This window comes from Bacillus sp. FJAT-29937, from assembly GCF_001509555.1.
GTDB lineage: Bacteria > Bacillota > Bacilli > Bacillales > Cytobacillaceae > Cytobacillus.
On sequence record NZ_LMAS01000001.1, the window covers coordinates 17,725 to 32,666 of the forward strand.

At 38.0% G+C, this 14,942-nt stretch carries 15 protein-coding genes and 1 other annotated feature; of the genes, 12 read left to right on the forward strand and 3 right to left on the reverse strand.

Annotation, left to right across the window (positions count from 1 at the left end; translation table 11 throughout):
* Nucleotides 1-56: 56 nt before the first annotated feature.
* Together AR328_RS00100 and AR328_RS00105 are read left to right on the forward strand one after the other, a co-directional pair.
* A complete protein-coding gene (locus AR328_RS00100; RefSeq protein WP_269433483.1) occupies nucleotides 57-1,007 on the forward strand; it encodes a ribose-phosphate diphosphokinase in 951 nt (316 codons plus the stop codon).
* A 170-nt stretch (nucleotides 1,008-1,177) separates the two neighbouring features.
* On the forward strand, nucleotides 1,178-1,729 hold the full coding sequence (locus tag AR328_RS00105) for a cysteine hydrolase family protein (protein WP_066287533.1): 552 nt from the start codon (nucleotides 1,178-1,180) through the stop codon (nucleotides 1,727-1,729).
* A 127-nt stretch (nucleotides 1,730-1,856) separates the two neighbouring features.
* Here AR328_RS00105 and brnQ read toward each other — a convergent pair whose 3' ends face one another.
* Nucleotides 1,857-3,188, reverse strand: coding sequence for a branched-chain amino acid transport system II carrier protein (gene brnQ, locus AR328_RS00110; RefSeq protein ID WP_066287536.1), 1,332 nt, complete (start codon nucleotides 3,186-3,188; stop codon nucleotides 1,857-1,859).
* A 51-nt stretch (nucleotides 3,189-3,239) separates the two neighbouring features.
* Nucleotides 3,240-3,488 (reverse strand) — a binding site (T-box leader).
* A 169-nt stretch (nucleotides 3,489-3,657) separates the two neighbouring features.
* Between brnQ and AR328_RS00115 the strand changes: the two genes are divergently transcribed.
* Entirely contained in the window at nucleotides 3,658-4,452 is a 795-nt protein-coding gene (locus AR328_RS00115) for a nucleotidyltransferase domain-containing protein (protein WP_066287545.1), read from the forward strand.
* 519 nt (nucleotides 4,453-4,971) lie between these two features.
* Here the strand turns inward: AR328_RS00115 and AR328_RS00120 are convergent.
* Entirely contained in the window at nucleotides 4,972-5,547 is a 576-nt protein-coding gene (locus AR328_RS00120) for a GNAT family N-acetyltransferase (protein WP_082677083.1), read from the reverse strand.
* 94 nt (nucleotides 5,548-5,641) lie between these two features.
* Here AR328_RS00120 and pdxR point away from each other — a divergent pair, with 94 nt between their 5' ends.
* The 5 genes from pdxR (at nucleotide 5,642) to qoxD (ending at nucleotide 11,147) form a co-directional block, all read left to right on the forward strand.
* A complete protein-coding gene (gene pdxR, locus AR328_RS00125) occupies nucleotides 5,642-7,006 on the forward strand; it encodes a MocR-like pyridoxine biosynthesis transcription factor PdxR (protein WP_066287548.1) in 1,365 nt (454 codons plus the stop codon).
* A gap of 314 nt (nucleotides 7,007-7,320) precedes the next feature.
* A complete protein-coding gene (qoxA, locus tag AR328_RS00130; protein WP_066287550.1) occupies nucleotides 7,321-8,253 on the forward strand; it encodes a cytochrome aa3 quinol oxidase subunit II in 933 nt (310 codons plus the stop codon).
* A gap of 64 nt (nucleotides 8,254-8,317) precedes the next feature.
* Nucleotides 8,318-10,264: a cytochrome aa3 quinol oxidase subunit I gene (gene qoxB, locus AR328_RS00135; protein ID WP_066287552.1), complete on the forward strand. Its 1,947-nt coding sequence runs from the start codon at nucleotides 8,318-8,320 to the stop codon at nucleotides 10,262-10,264.
* Complete coding sequence (gene qoxC, locus AR328_RS00140; protein WP_066287555.1) at nucleotides 10,264-10,860, forward strand: cytochrome aa3 quinol oxidase subunit III; 597 nt, start codon at nucleotides 10,264-10,266, stop codon at nucleotides 10,858-10,860. Before qoxB ends, qoxC begins: the two co-directional genes overlap by 1 nt.
* 2 nt (nucleotides 10,861-10,862) lie before the next feature.
* On the forward strand, nucleotides 10,863-11,147 hold the full coding sequence (gene qoxD / locus AR328_RS00145; protein ID WP_066287558.1) for a cytochrome aa3 quinol oxidase subunit IV: 285 nt from the start codon (nucleotides 10,863-10,865) through the stop codon (nucleotides 11,145-11,147).
* A gap of 74 nt (nucleotides 11,148-11,221) precedes the next feature.
* Here the strand turns inward: qoxD and AR328_RS00150 are convergent, their stop codons facing one another.
* Nucleotides 11,222-11,452, reverse strand: coding sequence for a hypothetical protein (locus tag AR328_RS00150; RefSeq protein ID WP_066287561.1), 231 nt, complete (start codon nucleotides 11,450-11,452; stop codon nucleotides 11,222-11,224).
* A 281-nt stretch (nucleotides 11,453-11,733) separates the two neighbouring features.
* On the opposite strand from AR328_RS00150, the gene AR328_RS00155 reads away from it, so the two are divergent.
* The 4 genes from AR328_RS00155 to AR328_RS00170 form a co-directional block, all read left to right on the forward strand.
* The gene (locus tag AR328_RS00155; RefSeq protein WP_066287564.1) at nucleotides 11,734-12,729 is read left to right on the forward strand and encodes a hypothetical protein; all 996 of its coding nucleotides are present in this window, start codon (nucleotides 11,734-11,736) and stop codon (nucleotides 12,727-12,729) included.
* 36 nt (nucleotides 12,730-12,765) lie between these two features.
* Nucleotides 12,766-13,635, forward strand: a complete 870-nt coding sequence (locus AR328_RS00160; protein ID WP_066287567.1) for a proline iminopeptidase-family hydrolase — start codon at nucleotides 12,766-12,768, stop codon at nucleotides 13,633-13,635.
* A gap of 321 nt (nucleotides 13,636-13,956) precedes the next feature.
* Nucleotides 13,957-14,595 (forward strand): TetR/AcrR family transcriptional regulator, encoded by a 639-nt coding sequence (locus tag AR328_RS00165; protein WP_066287570.1) that lies wholly within the window; start codon nucleotides 13,957-13,959, stop codon nucleotides 14,593-14,595.
* 151 nt (nucleotides 14,596-14,746) lie between these two features.
* Nucleotides 14,747-14,942, forward strand: a 196-nt coding sequence (locus AR328_RS00170) for an acyl-CoA dehydrogenase family protein (RefSeq protein ID WP_197414390.1), incomplete at its 3' end; no start/stop codon positions are given.

Genomic DNA, 14,942 nt, shown 5'->3' on the forward strand with positions numbered 1-14,942 from the left:
TTCATGTAATATAAAGTAATGATAATAACTAAATATGAAACGTTGGAGGAAAAACGGTGTCATACATATTAAAAGATAATTTCAAAATGTTTACCTTAAACTCGAATCGAGCGCTTGCTGAGGAAATGGCACAGCTTCTAGGTTGTGAGCTTGGAAAATGCTCAAGCAAACAATTCAGTGACGGTGAAATCCAAATTCAAATTGAAGAGAGTGTCAGGGGAAGTGAAGTATTTTTAGTTCAATCGGCCTCAGAGCCAACGAATGAATATATCATGGAACTTCTCATTATGATTGATGCCTTAAAACGAGCTTCCGCTAAAATGATCAATGTGGTCATGCCTTACTATAGCTATGCGCGTCAAGATCGAAAAGCCCGTTCACGGGAGCCGATTACAGCTAGACTTATTGCTAACTTATTGGAAATGGCAGGAGCAGCTAGAATCCTGACGATCGACTTCCATTCTCCACAAGTGCAAGGCTTTTTCGACATACCTGTGGATCATCTGACCGGGATTCCGATTCTCACCGATTATTTTGAGAAAAAGGCATTAGATGATCTTGTCATTGTGGCCCCGCATAATGGAGGAGTGGTTAGAGCAAGAAAGATGGCTAATTTGCTCAATGTGCCACTCGCCCTTATTGACCGCCGGCGTCCAGAGCATAATGAAACGGATATCATGCACATCATTGGAAATATTGAAGGGAAAAACGCGATTATTATTGATGATTTAATTGATACAGCGGGAACCATTACGACAGGTGCCAATGCTTTAATAGAAAATGGGGCAAAAGCGGTATACGCTTGCTGCACCCATGCTGTTCTATCGGGTCCAGCTATTGAGCGAATCGAGTCTTCATCCATTAAAGAACTTGTGATAACAAATACAATTAATCTGCCTGAGAAAAAACAACTAGATAAAATTACTACACTATCTGTTGCTCCATTACTTGTTGATGCAATCGATCGTATTCACAATGAAAAGGCTGTGAGCCCGTTATTTGAATAAATTTGTAATGAAAGGAAGTTGATTTTCTCAACTTCCTAATTTTTTTCTCAAGATTAGTGTCAATCAAATTGTATACCCATTCTCAATTAGTTGAATATTTAGAAGCGCAAAGATAAGATTGAAATGGAAGATGAATGAAAGTAATCAAAATAGTAGGAGTGTGCATAACAATGAAAAAGGCATTAATTAATGTAGATTACACCTATGATTTTGTTGCAGAAGACGGCGCTTTAACATGCGGAAAACCAGGTCAAGCTCTAGAAGAGAGAATTACAGAAATCACAAAAGAATTTATAGATAATGAGGATTATGTCGTTTTTGCCATCGATGTCCATGAAGTAGGAGATCCATTTCATCCAGAAACTGACTTATTCCCGCCCCATAATATTAGGAATACAAAAGGCAGAGACTTATATGGTTCATTGCAAGAGGTTTATGATGAAAATAAGACGAAAAAAAATGTTCATTATATAGATAAAACTAGATATTCTGCTTTTGCCGGGACAGATCTTTCTATTAAGCTAAGAGAGAGAGGAATAACTGATATTTATATAGTCGGTGTATGTACAGATATCTGCGTCCTCCATACGGCTATTGATGCCTATAATCAAGGTTACAAAATCTTTATCTACGACGACGCCGTCGCTTCTTTCAATCCAACCGGGCATGAATGGGCGCTTACACATTTTGAGAAAACATTGGGTGCAACGATTATTAAGTAACAAAAATTAAGGATTTCATCAAGCGGAAAAAATGAAAATAAGCGACAGTCACTGTTCGCTTATTTTCCAATTCCAATATTTCAAAGCATCTAAACTTAAAAAATATTATTCGCACAAAAAAAGATTATTAACCTTTAACTTCTAAGGTTTTTGCCGTTTCTACTTTTCTATCAAACCCGCTCAATAGAATTCCAATCACTGCCCCAGCAATGGCCGGCACGATCCATTCCAATCCAGCCGAGGAGAATGGAAGGACTGCTCTAACAGATTCTAACGGTCCTAAGTCTAGTCCAAATGTTTTTAATCCACCCATTAAGGCAAATACCCCTGTAAATAACACCGTGCTGCTGTATACTTTTCTTGAATTTTTAAAGAAGCGATTGAAAAATGTCAAGGTCACTAACACGATCGTTAATGGGTATGCCGTTACAAGGAATGGCACTGAAAATTTAAGGATTTGATTTAAACCAAGATTTGAAAGTGTAAATCCAACAATTGTTACGGCTAAGACGAGTGTTTTATAGCTAGCTGCCGGAATAACCTTTGAAAAGTATTGCCCGCACGCAGTTGTTAAACCAACACATGTTGTAAAACAAGCTAAAGTGAAGATCAGACCAAGTAATGCTACACCGCCTGAACCTAATAAAAGGGTAGAAGCAGCTGTTAAAATGTCTGTTCCCGCTTCATAAGATGAAGCATCTGTCATTTTTCCTCCGATTAATCCAATGCTTACATAGACAAGAGATAGCAATCCTCCGGCAATAACTCCAGCCTTTAAAGTAAAGCTAGTTAATTGTTTTCTGTCTGAAATTCCTTTTTTCTTAATTGCGCTAAGAATAACAATCCCGAATGCTAACGCTGCAAGGGCATCCATCGTATTATACCCTTCAATAAATCCTTTAGAGAATGCGCCAGCTTGATAATCAGCAGTTGGCGTGCCAAGTGGTGCATCCAATTTCATAAATCCAATTGTACATAAAACAACCATTGATAGAAGCAGTACAGGCGTGATAAAGCGACCCATATATTTTTCCATTTTAGCAGGGTTTAAGCTGACTACATAAACTAAAGCGAAAAACACGACTGAAAATAGAAGCAGTACAACTGAGTTGTTCCATGATTCATTTAAAAATGGTTTCAAGCCCATCTCGTAGGCAACATTGGCATTTCTTGGAATTGCAAGAAATGGCCCGATTGATAGATAGACAGCAACCATGAAAATAGTGCTGAATACTGGATGTACACGATTTCCGATTGTCGTTGCTCCATCCTTAACTAGTGATACGGCGAAAAGGACAGCAAACGGCAGACCAACAGATGTTAAGATAAAGCCGGCCATCGCAAGCCAAAAGGCTGTGCCCGATTGAGATCCAAGAACAGGAGGGAAAATCAAGTTTCCGGCTCCAAAAAACATTGAAAATAACATAAGGCCAATAAATAATGTGTCTAACTTTTTCATTAAAACTCTCTCCTTTTTTTATAATTGAATAACAAAAAAACTCGTCCCTATAGTAGGGACGAGTTATCGCTCGCGTTACCACCCTTATTCCGTAATAAAAATACAAAAAATTACGGCTCTCAGTCAACGTACAATCATACGTGATCCATGGTAACGGCGGAAACCCGTCAAAGCTTACTGATTTCAGCTTTGCATCTCGGAGATGATTTTCGGATAAGTTCTGAACATCGGCTTTCACCAAATACCGATTCTCTGTTGAACAGGGCTGCTTATCGTACTCTTTCTCGTCACTGATTTTGTTATTACAGTTAATTTAGCAAATAGAGAATAATATGTCAATATAATTTTTTTACTTTTATAAATTAATTGATAATGGATGCTCTCTTTTATTTGCTTAAGTCACATAGATATTGTCATACTAAAAAAGAAATAGACAAACTCAATTCTTGAAAGAAACGGAGGCTCGCAAATGTTAGACCATATCCAGCAGGTAATCCGTCAGCTTGAATTGGATTATAAAATAAAGGTCCTTTACGCATGTGAAGCGGGAAGCCGTGCCTGGGGGTTCCCATCCCAAAATAGTGACTACGATGTACGTTTCATTTATGTACACCGGATGGATTGGTATCTAACCATTGATCAACAGAGGGATACGATAGAAGTTCCAAATCGGGATGCTGTTTCGATTCCGATTAATGATCAATTAGATTTAAGCGGGTGGGAGCTCACGAAGGCACTGAGATTATTAAGAAAATCCAATCCGTCTCTTTTTGAATGGCTTCACTCAAGTACTGTTTATTATCAAGCCTATTCAGCCATAGAACAAATGCGGCTGATGGCAAAGAAAGTATTTTCACCTGTGGTCGGGGTAAATCATTATGTTAGGATGGCAAAAGGGAATTTCCGTGACTGTATTCAAGGGAATGAACGAAAAATTAAGAGGTATATCAATGTATTAAGACCACTTCTAGCAGCCAAATGGATTGAAAAGTTTCAAACCATACCTCCCGTTAACTTTCATATTTTGTTAGAAACGCTTGTTGTTCCAGGAGACCTGGCTGATGAAATTGTGAAAATAATTCAATTCAAAATGAATGGAGAAGAGTGGGGCACCGATTTAAACATTGATTTTCTCCATTCATTTATTCAGGAAGAAATTGAACATCTCGAAGGATATGCAGGGAAGACACATCTGGATGTTCCGAATCCAACTAAGGAACTTAATCAGCTTTTTAGAGATACATTGAAAGAGGTCTGGGAATAAAATTTCCCATGTGTTCGTACTAAATAGATCTTCGCCTTAATCTAACGTCATGAAGCTTACATAGTGCTCGTTTTTACTGTGGCTTCACCAAAACACGTGTTATGAATCTTTCATAGTGCTCGTTTTTACTGTGGCTTCACCAAAACGCGTGTTATGAATCTTTCATAGTGCTCGTTTTAACTATAGCTCCACTAAAACGCGTGTTATGAATCCTTCATAGTGCTCGTTTTAACTATAGCTTCACCAAAACGCGTGTTATAAAGTCTTCATAGTGCTCGTTTTAACTGTGGCTCCACCAAAACGCGTGTTATGAATCTTTAATAGTGCTCGTTTTAACTATGGCTTCACTAAAACGCGTGTTATAAAGTCTTCATAGTGCTTGTTTTAACTGTAACTCCACCAAAACGCGTGTTATGAAGCATTCATAGTACTCTTTTTAACTATGGCTCCACCAAAACTCGTGTTATGAATCTTTCATAGTGCTCGTTTTACCTGGATCTCCGCCAAAACGAGTGTCAACTATCCAAGCAACTGTTGAAGATGCTCTTTTACAGTAGGCCATTCTTCGTGAGTGATACTATACATGACTGTATGACGGGTGGTGCCATCTGGGCGAATCATATGGTTGCGCAGAATCCCTTCTTTTTTTCCGCCGATTCGTTCAATCGCCTTTTGTGATCGGAAATTCTCATGATCAGTTTTCAATTGAACGCGATGAAGGCCAAGAGTTTCGAAGCAATATTCAAGCAGCAAATACTTACAATTTGTATTGACTTTCGTACGCCAATATTGTGGATTTAGCCAAGTGGAACCGATTTCCAAGCGTTTATGTTCTAAATGTAAATTTAAAAATCTAGTCGAACCGATGATTTGCTTTGTTTTTTGATTGATAATGACAAAGGGATATTCTGTTCCTTGCTCTTTTAAGCTAATTGCTTTTTCAACAAATTCCACTGCATCATCTATAGTTGCGATCTGCAGCGTCATATGCTTCCAAATTAATTCATCCTGTGAAGCTTCATAAATTCCGTTAAGGTCATTTAGGTTCATTTCTTTTAAACATACAATCTCATTTTCTATTTGGATATTTTTCACGAATTAATCACTCCTTTCCTCCATTAAAATAAAATTTTGGTATGATAAAAATAACCAAAATGAAAAATATTGAACATACCAAAAGGAGGAACTTATGGAACTCCCAATTTATTTAGAGAATGGAAAGGCGAAGTATATCCAAATTTATGAGCAAATAAAAACAGCCATCCTTAATAAAACAGTAGCTGCTAATAGTAAACTTCCTTCCAAACGCGAGCTTTCCGCTCAACTGGGAGTTAGTATTCATACCGTTCGGGAAGGGTATGAACAATTACTTGCGGAAGGTTATATCATGAGCCGGGAGCGGTCAGGCTATTTTGTATCATCTTTTGAGCAGGAATGGCTGCCTAAAACGATCAAACCACCAAATAAGGATCTAGCCATATCTCCGAATAATCAATTACCCATTGATTTCAATTCAGGACATGTGGATACGGCCCATTTTCCATATCATATTTGGAAACGGTTTATTCGTCAGTACATTGATGAAGCAAGCTTATCGAGTTGTCCATGGCAGGGGGAGTGGGCGCTGCGCAGTGAAATATCAAAATATGTGGGACGTTCTCGCGGAGTTCAATGTGAACCAGGGCAGATATTTCTTTATAGTGGAACACAAATGCAGCTACAAGATCTATGTCAGTTTTTTGGCTTACATATAAGTGTTGGCATGGAGGAGCCTGGTTTTATTCGGGCAAAGGCTGTACTTACAAATTTAGGTTTAAAAATGATCCCCATTCAGGTTGATGAGTACGGAGTATCAATACCTAGTAGAAAATTAGATTTATTATATACGACACCAGCCCACCAGTTTCCGTTGGGAATGATTATGTCCTTTGAAAGGCGAATGGGATTATTAAAATGGGCCAATGACCAAATAAGCTTTATTATTGAAGACGAATATGACTCAGAATTTCGCTATAATGGGCTGCCAATTCCATCATTAGCACAGCTTGATCAACTTCAGCATGTCATTAATTTTGGTTCTTTTTCCAAATCTTTCATTCCTTCCATCCGTATGAGCTATATGATTCTGCCAAAACATTTAGTTGAAAGTTTTGAAAAATATAACGTACACAGAAAGTCGACTGTGTCTCGCATCGAACAGTTAGCAGTAGCAGATTTTATGAAAGAAGGCTATTTTGATCGACATCTTGCCAAAATGCGCACCACTTATCGGAAAAAACATCAAGCATTACTACAAGCCATAGAAGAAAATCTTCCCAAGAACTTTGAGGTAATCGGAGAAAATTCAGGTCTGCATATTGTCCTAAAGCTGCCATCTTACCTAACAGAAGAAAGCGCCATTCAACTAGCAGCAGAGACGGGAGTCCGTATTTACCCAGCATCCATATCATTTATAAAAAAACCGAAAACTCACATGGTGATTCTCGGATATGGGGGGCTATCACTAGAAGAAATTGAAGAAGGAATTAAAAGATTAGCAGAGTCTTGGGTATAGAGGGGAGGTCCCTCTTAACAAAAGAAACCTAATCCAATGGACTGGACATTTATTACATGTTCGGTCCTTTTTTCATTCATCCACTTATTTCATACAATGCCAGTATTTATTATATGAATATATTTGTTGCTAGTGATCTTTGAACAATTTGTGAATAATTTCGCTTTTATATCATGAACATTTTGTGACATCCCGCCAATTTCATTGTTTTAAATGTTTTATCGGAATAAGATAGTCGTAAGTTGTGATAAAAATCACAGAAAAAACATTTAAACCATGCTACAAAGCTTAAATGAAAGGATGGGGCACCCTCAATGAAAATAAAATGGGCTTTTTTATGTTTGGTTATTACTATTATCACAGTGATAACAGGTTGTGAACCGCTAATGGTTTTAGATCCAAAAGGACCTCAAGCCGAAACGACAGCCAATGTCATTTGGATATCGATTGCGATGATGGCGATCATTGTCATTGCCGTTTTTGCCCTGTTAGTCTTTGTTCTATTAAAATATCGTGCATCGAAACAACGGGAAGATTACGAACCTCCACATATTGAAGGGAATCCAATTGTTGAAGCAATCTGTGTAGGGATTCCTGTTATCATTATCATTTTCCTTTCAATCGTAACTGTTAAATCGACTTATGAGGTTGAAGCTACTCCGAAGGGATATGAGGATAAGGAGCCTTTAGTCGTTTATGCTTCGACTTCTAACTGGAAATGGCATTTTAGTTATCCAGAAGAAGGGATCGAAACGGTTAACTACTTATATATCCCAACCGATCGTGCGTTGGAATTTAAGCTTTACTCACATGGACCAATCACAGCCTTCTGGATTCCGCAGCTTGGAGGACAAAAATATGCGATGGCTGACATGGTCACGACGTTGCACTTGGCAGCTGATGTTCCTGGTGAATATATGGGACGAAATTCAAACTTTAGCGGAAAAGGGTTCGCTGAAAATACATTCAATGTGAAAGCAATGCCTGAAGAAGAGTTTGATAAATGGGTAGAAGAAGTGAAAGAGACTGCAGAACCTTTAACAGAAGAAAAATTTGATAAACTGCTCGAACCAGGCCACCTTGGTCAATTAACCTTTAGCAATACTCATCTAGAATTCAGTCCAGCTCCAGAACATAATCATGGATCAAACGATTCAAATGAAGGACAACATGCTGGTGATAAACATGAAGCAGGCGATTCACATGATAATTCAAACAAAAGTCATTCCGAACATAACAATCACTAATAGATTCAAAGTTTGATAACAATTATTTGTTAGTCAATATTTTTACCCGAAAGGAGTCAAAAAAATGGATTACTTTGATCGATTTGCCATTCCTCATCCAAGTCCAGCGATTTATGCATCAATGGTAGCGATAGGTCTTACGGTGATCGCGATCATCGCCGGTTTAACTTATTTTAAAAAATGGGGTTATTTATGGCGTGAATGGTTGACAACGGTTGATCATAAAAAGATCGGTATTATGTATTTAATCTCTGCGCTTCTCATGCTTTTCCGTGGTGGGGTAGATGCGATTATGATGAGGGCACAAACGGCTGTACCTGAAAATACGCTGCTTGATGCTCAGCATTACAATGAAGTATTTACTACCCATGGGGTGGTTATGATCATTTTTATGGCAATGCCATTTATTTATGCCTTAATGAACTTCGTTGTTCCTTTACAAATTGGTGCTCGTGACGTTGCATTCCCGCGTCTAAATGCACTAAGCTTCTGGTTATTCTTTATGGGTGCGATGTTATTCAACATCTCATTCGTCATTGGGGGATCTCCTGATGCAGGCTGGACTTCTTATTTCCCACTAGCAGGAAATGACTTCAGCCAATCTGTCGGTACGAACTATTATATGATAGCGATTCAGATTGCAGGGATCGGGACATTGATTTCTGGGATTAACTTTATCACGACAATTTTAAAAATGAGAGCACCAGGCATGACTTTAATGAAAATGCCTATGTTTACATGGACTGCGTTCATAGCGAACGTTATCGTTGTATTCGCATTCCCAGTACTAACAGTTGCACTGCTGCTCGGTACAATGGATCGACTATTTGGAGCAAACTTCTTTACAACGACAAATGGCGGAATGGATATGCTTTGGGCAAACCTATTCTGGGTTTGGGGACATCCAGAGGTTTATATATTAATTTTACCGGCATTCGGAGTTTACAGTGAAGTGATTTCCACTTTTGCACGCAGAAACCTTTATGGCTACAAATCAATGGTTGCTTCCATTGTAATCATCTCGTTTTTATCATTTTTAGTTTGGACACACCATTTCTTTACAATGGGGCAGGGGCCATTAACGAATAGTATTTTCTCGATTACGACAATGGCGATTGCGATTCCAACTGGAATTAAAATTTTCAACTGGCTCTTAACGATGTATAAAGGGAAAATTGAATTTACCGTTCCGATGCTTTATTCAGTAGGATTTATTCCGATCTTTACAATCGGTGGGGTAACTGGGGTTATGTTAGGGATGGCAAGTGCCGACTATCAATACCATAATACAATGTTCTTAGTCGCTCACTTCCACTATACAATTATTCCTGGTGTCGTATTTGCGATGCTTGCAGGTCTCACATACTGGTGGCCAAAAATGTTCGGATTCATGTTGAGTGAAAGAATCGGCAAATGGGCATTCTGGTTTATTGCGATCGGCTTTAACGTTACGTTCTTCCCGATGTTCTTCACGGGCTTGGATGGGCAAGCACGCCGTATGTACACATACTCTGAAGAAACTGGCTTTGGACTGCTAAATATGCTATCGTTCGTCGGAGCTATTGGACTTGCAATTGGCTTCGCGTTAATCGTCTATAACGTTTATTACAGCACACGCTATGCTTCAAGGGATATCAGTGCGGATCCGTGGAATGCTCGTACACTTGAATGGGCTACACATACTCCTGTTCCAGCTTATAACTTTGCTGTGACACCGCAAGTGGATTCAATTGAGCCATTCTGGGATCATAAGAAAAAAGGTACACCAATTTTTAAAGATAAAATTGAAAAAATTCATATGCCAAATAGCAGTGGTGTTCCGTTTATTATGAGCAGTATTTTCTTCGTATGGGGCTTCTCATTTGTATTTAGCATGTGGATTCCATTAATTATTACAACAATCGGTATTTTTGCTTGTATGGCTTATAATTCATTTAAGCAAGATGATGGGCATTATATTTCCGTTAAAGAAGTTGAAGATACAGAAAAAAAATTGCGAGGTGCTAGCTAATGAAAATAGATCACGCGCTTCCTCTTGAATATAGTACAGAACAAAATCAAATGAATATTTTAGGCTTCTGGATTTTCCTTGGAGCTGAAATTATGCTCTTTGGCACACTATTTGCAACCTACTTCACATTAGTTGATCGGACAGGAAGCGGGCCATCAGGTGCAGAGATTTTTGAAATTGCTCCAGTGCTAATTGAAACATTCGTGCTTTTAACGAGCAGTTTCACGATTGGGCTTGGTGTTCATGCGATGCGCATTGGGCGCAAAAAAGCGATGATGACCTTTTTTGCCATCACACTTATTCTAGGCCTTACCTTCTTAGGTGTTGAGATTTATGAGTTCGTTCACTATGTTCACATTGGGGCAGGTCTACAAACGAGTGCCTTTACTGCGGCTTTATTAACAACATTAGGAACACATGGAGCGCACGTTACGCTTGGTTTATTCTGGGGATTATTCATCATTCTCCAAGTGAAAAAACAAGGCTTAACACCGAAAACAACCAATAAAGCGTTCATCTTTTCACTTTACTGGCATTTCTTAGACGTTGTTTGGATTTTCATCTTCAGCTTCGTCTACTTGAAAGGATTGATGTAAACATGAGCGAATTATTCCCGCGCAAACAAGTCATGGGTTTTGTCTTTTCGTTAGTTCTCACTGCTGTTGCTCTTGCTGTTTATTTCTTTGATTTATCCTTTGCAATGGGTATGACCATTCTATTAATAACAGCATTCGTGCAAGCAGGCGTTCAGCTCGTTGTCTTTATGCACGCTGGCGAAACAGGAGACAAAGGTTCTATTTATACGAATATTTATTATGCATTTGCCATTGCATTAGTTACCGTTTTCGGTACATTACTAATCTTGATCTGGGATATGGCTTAATACATCTAAAGGAGCGTCTATTTTGACGCTCCTTTTACATTTTATTTCAAAGTTTATGTCTGATTTAAAACTAATTAATAAACCTTGATCCCTTTATCTGTTTTCTCATTCATCTCTTCTGTAGCAACGAAAAATACCCCTATTAGGAAGATAAAAATAGCCCCCATAACTGTTCCAATCCCGATCCCTGTAATTATGCTGTAATCGCTTACGAAAAATCCATATAAGAATATAGCTAAACCAATAGTGAGAACAGTATAACCGACCGATTTAGCTGCATTTAGTATCTTTAACTTAGAATCCATTATTTTCATCCCCCTTTTCATACATTATTCATTTTGTTCACAAATTTGTCAAATATTTTTTTGTTTCAAAAGTGAAACTATGATAGTGAGGGAAAAAGTGCATTCACCTTCCATTGTATTTTTTCGTGAAGCAATGATGTTATGAAGATAAAATTATATGCCTTTTTCTATTGTGTGAATCATTTCACATAATAGACGATTTTAAGACATGCTCAAAAGACATATTTGGGGTATATTATTAATGTATTCATATTGTTTATATAGAGAAGGGGAATTTGATTATGAAAAGGCTATTTCAACTTCTTTTAGCGTTAGGCATTATTGCTTCTCCGTTTTTTACACATGCACATGTAAAGTGGTTCACAGAGGTTGCTCCACAGAAGGAAGCGATTGAAAATATTTTATCGCCATTATTTATCTCCTTAGCTATTTTAGCAGCCATTGTGCTTGCCTTACTGGCTATTATTATTCCAAAAACAACTGAATGGAACACGATCAAAAAAATTGATAATAAGCTGTCTAGTTTAAGGAAGTATAGCAGGCTTATATTGAAATACGGTACAGCTGTTTCTTTAATCATCCAAGTAACAAACGGCACCTTGTTTGCACCAGAATTTCATCTTGAACATTCATTCGCTATTTACCTAGTTTGGGGAATAATCGGATTATTGCTGATTCCACATCATATCTCAACAAAACTTGGGGCTGTTTTATTATTAGGCTTATTCGTTTTCATAACGATTGAAAATGGAATTTTTCACATGTTGGATTACGGTTTTTATGTCGCGATTATTGGGGTCTTATTAGTAGGAAATACGAAATTTGAGAATGTTGGTTTTCCATTCTTATATTTAGGAACGGGTTTATCCCTTTGCTGGGTAGCAGTTGAAAAGTGGGTATACCCAACGATGTCTTTAGATATTGTAGCCAACCACCATGTTCCAACTTTTGGTTTTGCGCCGGATGCGTTTATTGTCATGGCCGCCTTTATTGAGTTCGTAGTCGGATATTTATTAGTGGTCGGAATTTTGAATCGGGTTTTAGGATTTGTTGTTACTGTTATATTTATCATGACAACGATGCTATTTGGTATGACTGAAATCATCGGTCATTTTATGATTCATATTGTCTTAATCGTCTTTATTATTGAAGGGGTGTCCTTCTACAACCCTCCGATCAAAATGCATCATACAAAAGTCGATCAGTTTATCTTTGTATTTCTAAACTTTATCTTTGTCCTGTCTACATTTGTGTTAATCTATTATCGGTTTGCATGATATAGTTGTTGAATAAGTGTATGGGGGAACTAATATATGAACGTACAAGAAGGATTTATTGAAGTTTCGGGTGGAAAGGTCTGGTATCAGCTGCATAATAGCGAATCAAAGAAAACGCCAGTGATAATTTTACACGGCGGCCCAGGCTCTTCACATTATTCTTTACAGGGATTAAAAGTGCTGGCGGATGAGCGTCCTGTCATTTTATATGACCAATTAGGCTGTGGGAAATCTGATAGGCCTAAGGATAAATCGTTATGGACGATTGAACGTTTTGTTGAAGAATTAGGGCAAATCAGACAAGCCCTCTCACTTGATCATCTGCATATTCTTGGCCATTCGTGGGGGACTACATTAGCAGCTGCTTATTTATTAACACAGCCAGTGGGAGTTAAAAGTGTTATTTTTTCGAGTCCTTGTTTAAGTGCACCGCTTTGGGCAGAGGATCAGGAACGAAATCGGATGCTACTGCCAAATGACATTCAGGCAACTCTTAGGGAATGTGAGGAAAATGGGTCAACCGATTCTGAGGCGTACAAAAAGGCTACTGCCGAATTTAATAATAGGTTTGTGTGCCGTCTCGATCCGATGCCTGAATTTTTAAAACATGGAGCACAATATAAAAATCCGGAAGTATACAATATCATGTGGGGACCATCAGAATTCCATGTGACTGGTAATCTGAAAAACTTTGATTGTACTGCACGTTTGAATGAAATAGATATTCCGGCACTATATACTTGCGGCCTTTATGATGAAGCCACCCCGCAATCAACTGAATATTTTAGCAAGCTCACTCCGAATGCAAAACTTCATATCTTTCAGAACAGTGCACACATGCCTTATCTGGAGGAAGAGGAAGAATATTTGAAAGTCATTCGTACTTTTCTAAATAGTGTGGAGTAGGAAGAGGTTTGATCGTAACCATACTGTCATTTAACCATAAAAAATAATCCACCCTTGAGTTTGTGGCTCAGGTGGATTACTCCCCTAACATAGCCAATCCCCTTTTGAGGGAACCGTCTATTGCTGGACCGGACATGTTATAGCATGTTTGGTCTTTTTTAATTTATGAAATATTTACCTATATTATAACCGATAATGGAGAAAAAGAAACTATTAATCAATAGTGGGTAAACTCCTTTTCTGAATTTTATACCCTTTTCTGAAATTTCAATTGATACTTCTAATCTGCTATGTTACTATATTTTTCAAAGGATGATGTATATGAAGAAGTTTCCACTCAAGGAAAGGATTGTTGAGACTGCACTCGTTTTGTTTGAAAAGTATGGCTACCACGGAGTGACGGTTGGCCAAATTGTTGATGAGTGTGGGACGTCTAAGGGAGGGTTTTACCACAATTTTAAATCGAAAGATGAATTGCTTTATCACATCCACGATATTTTTATCTCCTATGTACTCGATAAAGCCAGAGAAGCATATGATAATTTTGATACACCTGTTTCTCGCTTATGTGCCATCATTCAGTCTTTTACGAAAGTATTTGATTTATACAAACCTCACATTACTGTTTTTTACCAGGAAAGCACCTATTTAGTCGGAGATTTTTATCAAAAAATTAATGAAAAACGGGATGAATACCGCAAATTAATTGATCAGGTGATTAAGGAAGGGCAGGCAAATGGCGACTTTCGCTCTGAAGTTCCTGCTGAAATCTCGACAATGTCAATTATAGGGATGATTAATTGGACATACAAATGGTTTAGCAAAGAAGGTCCACTGTCAATAGATGAAATTGCACTCGTTTTTAATGACTTGATTCTCCATTCACTTTTAACGGAGAAGGGCATGAAGGATAAAGCCGTAAACACATATTTACTCAAAAGTCAGCCTCTATCATTCTAGCTGGCTATTAAAAAACAAAGGACAGACCGACTAGTCGGTATTTCAATTGGAACAGCCAATACAAAGACCTGTACAACATGATCCCAATTCGAAGCATACCTATTCTCTGTTTAGACCAACTGGTCGGTCTTTAAAATGAGGAGGAAAAAACATGAATTTCGAATTAACGAATGAACAGCAAATGCTTAAGGAAATGGTAAGGGATTTTGCAGAGAAAGAAATTAAGCCATATGCAAAAGAAGTGGATGAAACTTCGCAAATGCGCTATGAAACTTTTAAAAAGCTAGGAGAACTTGGCTTACTAGGGATTCCTTTTCCTGAAAAATACGGCGGTGCTGGGGGGGGGG